The 5,555-nt window shown below is 57.0% G+C and carries 5 protein-coding genes; 1 reads left to right on the top strand and 4 read right to left on the bottom strand.

Features of this window, described 5'->3' with window-relative positions; translation table 11 throughout:
* Positions 1–373: 373 nt before the first annotated feature.
* The gene (locus ASD07_RS18155) at positions 374–763 is read right to left on the bottom strand and encodes a hypothetical protein (protein ID WP_055933592.1); all 390 of its coding nucleotides are present in this window, start codon (positions 761–763) and stop codon (positions 374–376) included.
* Here ASD07_RS18155 and ASD07_RS18150 point away from each other — a divergent pair.
* The gene (locus ASD07_RS18150; protein WP_307144693.1) at positions 726–1,214 is read left to right on the top strand and encodes an integrase core domain-containing protein; all 489 of its coding nucleotides are present in this window, start codon (positions 726–728) and stop codon (positions 1,212–1,214) included. The two genes, ASD07_RS18155 and ASD07_RS18150, sit on opposite strands and share 38 nt — an antisense overlap.
* 269 nt (positions 1,215–1,483) lie before the next feature.
* Here ASD07_RS18150 and ASD07_RS18145 read toward each other — a convergent pair whose 3' ends face one another.
* The 3 genes from ASD07_RS18145 to ASD07_RS18135 form a co-directional block, all read right to left on the bottom strand.
* On the bottom strand, positions 1,484–2,020 hold the full coding sequence (locus ASD07_RS18145) for a suppressor of fused domain protein (RefSeq protein ID WP_055933586.1): 537 nt from the start codon (positions 2,018–2,020) through the stop codon (positions 1,484–1,486).
* A 3-nt stretch (positions 2,021–2,023) separates the two neighbouring features.
* A complete protein-coding gene (locus tag ASD07_RS32325; protein ID WP_229207195.1) occupies positions 2,024–3,931 on the bottom strand; it encodes a polymorphic toxin-type HINT domain-containing protein in 1,908 nt (635 codons plus the stop codon).
* 664 nt (positions 3,932–4,595) lie between these two features.
* A partial coding sequence (locus tag ASD07_RS18135) for a hypothetical protein (RefSeq protein ID WP_229207194.1) occupies positions 4,596–5,555 on the bottom strand: 960 nt, incomplete at both ends.

Genomic DNA, 5,555 nt, shown 5'->3' with positions numbered 1-5,555 from the left:
GCGCTGACGCGGTTGCCGTTCTTGTCGTAGTTGTATTCAATAGAGGCCCATGGCCTCCGGCAGCCTGCGAATTCATCATTTCACAGGCTGCAAATGGAACGGATTTTTAAAGATCGATTGCCGTTTTGCGTCGGCAAAACATTTGCACGGACAGGCTGCCAGAATTCTAATCGATTGATGCTGCCGCGTGAAGAAGGCGCCCGCAGTTAAAGGTGAAAAGCTGCATTCATGATGCCTGCTTTTGAATGCCGGATCGCACGGCAAATATCGGTACAAACAACTACAGCGAATGAATTTTCTGCTTCAGTACTACATCTACTTCATGGACTGGTGGCGCAAGCATCTGCGGCAAGTACTGCGCAAGCATGCTTTGCTAGCCGACTTCGGCCGAAGAGCAGCGCAGCCACCAAACTTGCGAGTTCGCCCGGCACCACCACGCCCAACGCGGCGCAACCGCAAGCCTGACTAGGCGGTCGAACTGGTGCTGGCGTTGCATCGGCACGGCCTGAGCATCCGTCAGATCAAGGCCCAGTTTGATCGACAAGGCGCAGCCCTTGGCCAGTCGATCAGCTTGGGCACCATTTGCGACTGGCTGCGGCGCTACGCCTCGGACATGCGCGCTGTCCAGCAGCGCACCAAGCATCGGCTGCCGAAGCATATTCCAGCCAACAAAGAATGGGGCGTGGATGCCACTGGAAAGCATGACGCGGTAGGGAGCGCACTTCATCTTTGGCATCATCGACTGCGGCACACGCCTTTGCATTCATCTTTCCCGCACAGAGGGCCAGACATCAAAGGTGCTGCTGAACAAGCTGCGCGCAGCCGTTGTCATTTACGGTAAACCCAAGCGGATTTGCACCGACAACGCTCCAGTCTTCCACAGCAAGGAATTCGCGCAAGGACTACGTGCGCTCGGCATCAAGCATCGCTTTATCGAGCGTGGCAAGCCCTGGCAAAACGGGCGCATTGAGCGCTTGTTCCTGACCTTGAAGCAGAAGCTGAATTTGCTGGTGCCTGACCGCCCGCAGGACCTGGACTCGCTGCTTGCCACGTTCAGGAAGTGGTACAACGAGATTCGGCCGCATCAGCATCTGTTTGGCTGGACACCGATGGAGGCCTGGCGCGGCATCARTCCTTATCTGAACCCKCCGAAAGCGTTCGTTCCATACCAGGGCTGGAACGGGCTTCTGAAAGGATTCGTGCCGCTGCATTAGCCAGCAACCAAGTGGCGGYCTATTGAACATGGYGAACGACAGGTGTTCAGGCTCGTGCTCGCCTGCTGGCCTGGAATTGCTGAAATTGCAGGCACATTGACTCGGGCGGGCAGACAGTTTGCTGATTAAAGCGGCTCGACGGTCAACGAGTTGTGTCCGACGGCCCGCTTTKGGTTTGAAAAAAGCGTGCCGCAGCCCCCTACCCCAATTTCAACTGAACACTGAACGGGGCAGGCAACTGAACGGGGCACTCGAGGCTGGCAAGGTTATTAGCCAATGGCAAAAAGGTTCTTCTTTTCAGCTTGAAATTTGTCATACAGCGCATCTAAGCCATTAGACAATTTGTGTGTGTACTCATCTTCATTAAGAAAAACGACCAAGAAGAATTCAAGATGCCGACCACCGACGTCCGAGCAATCCTGAAAATTATCAAGAAAAGGAAGCAGTCTGGGCCGAAGGAATAGTAGCGCCGATTTGTTGTTCTCGTCCAAGTACTTATTTTCCATACGCATCGTATGGCCGAATCCCAACTGCTTATTCGACGAATCGTATCTTTCCACTCCAGCTAGTACATTGGCTAGGCGAACTGGATCACCATTCGTGATCGTCAAAAAGATGTGATTAGAAAACCGTCCCAGTGTGAACACTGCATAGACCGGATCACCTGTATCGAACTCCATTTGACAGTGCGCAACGAGGTATCCGCCGGCACGCTCGTCCAAGTCAAATTCCAAAGAGTTGATCTTTTGAACTGGCTTAAGCTCATTTATTACAAAAGCCAGCGTTTGTTTTTCATTTGGTGTCATTTATTATTTCCGAATTCTTTCACTATCCAATGCTTCAATACGAGCCTTCATCTCTGGAGTTGGGTCAACCGCCCGCCAATGCATCTTGTCTGTCTCCAATAAGGTAGCTCGCTTACCTCCTTTCGATGGATTGCACCCGGCCAGACCGCCACATGCCCCCACCAAGTTTTCCGGCGATGCCAAGAATCTAGCGGCTTCTTCCATAGTCATCTCCCCCGCCGCAACGCGTCCATATACTTCCTGAACTGAATTGAAGTGATCCTGTTCAGTCGCCTTCTTTTTCTGGCAGTAGACACAAAGCTTGTCTCGCTCCAGCGTCGCTGCTCGCCGCCCATCGAATTCAGGTTGTTGCTGTCTACGAAGTTGCTGGACCGGCGTCAACTCCCCGCGAGAGGCAGCGGATTCGGGATCCGGGGCATATTGCTTTGTTCGTGCATCCCTCAGTCTGCCTTTTGCATCCCTATAAGTAGCTGATTCGCCAAGCTCTCCACACTTGACATTGTGTACCCAGATCCGATTTTTCCCTACAAAATAAGAGTGGAACTCTGAGACCGTCAAATTATACGTGTCTGGCGACTGCCCTGTGCTAACAAGCGACTCCACCAGCAGCCCGTCTCCAGCACCCGTCTGAACCCGCATACCAGGCTTCAGATTGCCGCTCTCCACCCATCCTGCCTCTTCCAAACCGCTAATGAAGCTACCCTTGTTCAGTACCCAGAATGGATGGTTGTCTGTTACGGACAGTACTTCTACGCCACCTTCTGGTGTGCGGATAGTTAGATCAAATACCCCCTTATTTCGGGTCAAGATCAGATCGGTCACTGGCTTGTATGTGATTTCACCAGTTTCCTCACTCTTGGAAAGAACTAGATCGCCGATGCGTACGTCTTCAATCGCCTTAAACCCGCCGTCTACAGCAACCAAGGTCCCTGCAACGAAACATGTATCGCAATTGACGCGCCTTACCTCTGCGGATTGTTGCTCAGTGCCAGCTTTTTCGTTCGGCTTTCTTGCGGCGCGCACTCCCCCGCCGCTTCGTGCCTCTGCCACGGTAACCACGGTACCTTCTGCGGCTGATGCCACTCCTGCACTACCTGGTGCTTTGGCGACCGGAGCATTAGCCGACGGTACTCGTGTTTGGCCGCCAGCTGCGGCAGATCGTTTTGACAATCCTACCTGTGCGACAGCAATACCGACGCCCACGCCGTTGCTGCCCAAATCGTAATGAGCCTGACGGAGGATGGCCGGATTCGCATCGTTATCCAATGCAACGCCTGCCGCCCCAGCGAAGTTACCAATATTCTCTCCGAGTGCAGGTATCCCAAGGGTAAGAGTATTTTTCAGCTTCTCAGTCGTCGTCTTCCCGGTAACAATTTCTTTCTTAAAGCTCCAATTGCGGAGATCAACCTGATATACCCTTTCGGCCGTTCCCGAGTTCCAGGTCCGATTCGGATTTGCCGCTTGCCAGGCTTGCAGTTGCGTATAGTCCGAAACCATATCGGCATCGCCACCCAAGAAGAAGTTCACGACCGAATTGGCAATACCGTTTAACGTATCCACGGCGTCGTATCCGTTAAGATCGACAAAGCGCCCTGGGTTGGCGTACGCATATAAGTAGTGATGCAGCGACAGCGGAGTGTTCCAATCACCTTCATAAGGGTCTTGCGTGATGAATCGCCCCAGCTGCGGGTCATAATAACGCGCCTGGAAGTACACCAGCCCCGTCTCCGCATCCATCTGGTGGCCGGTGTAGCCAAACTTGTTGGCGCTCTGGCCGGTCGCTTCGGTGATGTTGCCGAAGGCGTCGTAAACGATTTCGCTCTTCAGCTTGCCGCTGCCGTCGGTGGTGGCAACAATCGAGCCCAGCGCGTCGCGATGCAGCGCCTGGCTGCCGTCGTCGCGGTGCCACATGCCGACMGGGTGGCGGCCGTCGTTGTCGTAGCGGGCGATGACTTCGCCGCCGCTGTCRCGGTCCTGGAAGGCATTGCGGCCGTCCCACAGGGTGCGCAGCTTGACCGGTGGTGCGCCTGGTTGCAGCGGGTCCTTGGCTTCCTTCTCGATGCGCAGGCCRAGGTGGTCGTTGCTGTAGCGGCCCAGCGTGGTGCCGTTGCGCGCTACCGAGATCAGSTTGTCGTTGCCGTTGTAGCGGTAGATGGTGCTATCGCTGCCCTGCTTCTTCTCSGTCAGGTTGCCTTCGCCGTCGTAGTTCAGCGTGGTGATCACGCCGCTGCCGTCGTCGATGGTCTTGAGCTCGTTGCGGGAGCCGTAGGTCGAGGTGCGCTTGCTCACCGTTGGCGCGCTGCCGTTTGCCGTGGTGGTCACGGTTTCCGTCAGGCGGTTGGCCATGGCGTCCAGGCCGAAGTCGGTGGCAACCGACTTGGCAGCGCTGGTGGTCACGGTACGGGTCAGGCGGTCGGCGCCGTCGTAGTCGTAGCTCGTGACCTGGGCGCCGGCGACGCGGTTGATGGTCTCCTTCTTGCGGTTGCCGTTGCTGTCGTACTCGTAATCGGTACGCGACAGGTTGCTGCCGCCTTTCTGGTGCAGCACGCTGCTGACGCGGCCGGCCTTGTCGTANGGTGACCTGGGCGCCGGCGACGCGGTTGATGGTCTCCTTCTTGCGGTTGCCGTTGCTGTCGTACTCGTAATCGGTACGCGACAGGTTGCTGCCGCCTTTCTGGTGCAGCACGCTGCTGACGCGGCCGGCCTTGTCGTAGTTGAAKACGCTGGCCACGCCRTTGTTGTAGTCGATGCGCGTTTCCAGGCTGGAGCGGTCGTAGCTGTAGCTGGTCACGCCCGAYTTGCCSACCACCGAGGTCAGGCGRTTCAGCACRTCGTAGCCGTARCGGGTYACCTGYCCATCCTGGGTCAGGGTGGACAGCTTGTTGCCGTTGGCRTCGTAGGTGCTCGATACCTTGGCGCCGAAGGCGTCGGTGTGCGTGATCTGGCGGTCGAAACGGTCGAAGGTGTAGCTCGAAGCGCGCGTGCTGCCGCCCTTCTGCTCCACCGTCACCACGTTGTTGTTGGCGTCGTAGCCGGTGGCGATGTCGGTAAAGCCGTCTTCGCTGGCCGAGTAGTGCTTGGTCGTTTCGCGATTGATGGCGTCGAAGGTGCGCGTGATGACCGTGCCGTTGCCGTCGGCGTGGCTGCCCATATTGCCGGCAGCGTCGTAGACGAAGCTCTCGCTGGCGCCATCCGGGTAGCGCACGCCGSTGCGGCGGTTCAGCACGTCGTAGTCGTAGCGCGTTTCGTTGTTCAGCGCGTCGAGGTACGAGACGTGGTTGTCGGCCTTGTCGTAGCCGTAGGTGTGCGTGCCGGCGGCGTCGCTGACCGTTTTCAGGCGGTTGGCGGCGTCGTAMGTCGACGTYGCGGCATTGCCCAGCGGGTGCACGACGCGCGTGCGGTTGCCCGCGCCRTCGTATTCGTACGTCGTGGTCTGGCCCAGGGCGTTGGTGACCGAAGTCAGGCGGCGGCGGGCGTCATGCGTGTTGACGGTCTGGCGGCCYTCGGGGTCGATGACTTTCGCCACGTCGCCCAC

Origin of the sequence: Duganella sp. Root336D2 (genome assembly GCF_001425005.1) — a bacterium.
Lineage (GTDB): Bacteria > Pseudomonadota > Gammaproteobacteria > Burkholderiales > Burkholderiaceae_D > Rugamonas.
Note: the sequence above shows the minus strand (reverse complement) of the source record. Positions and strands in the feature narration are given on the sequence as shown.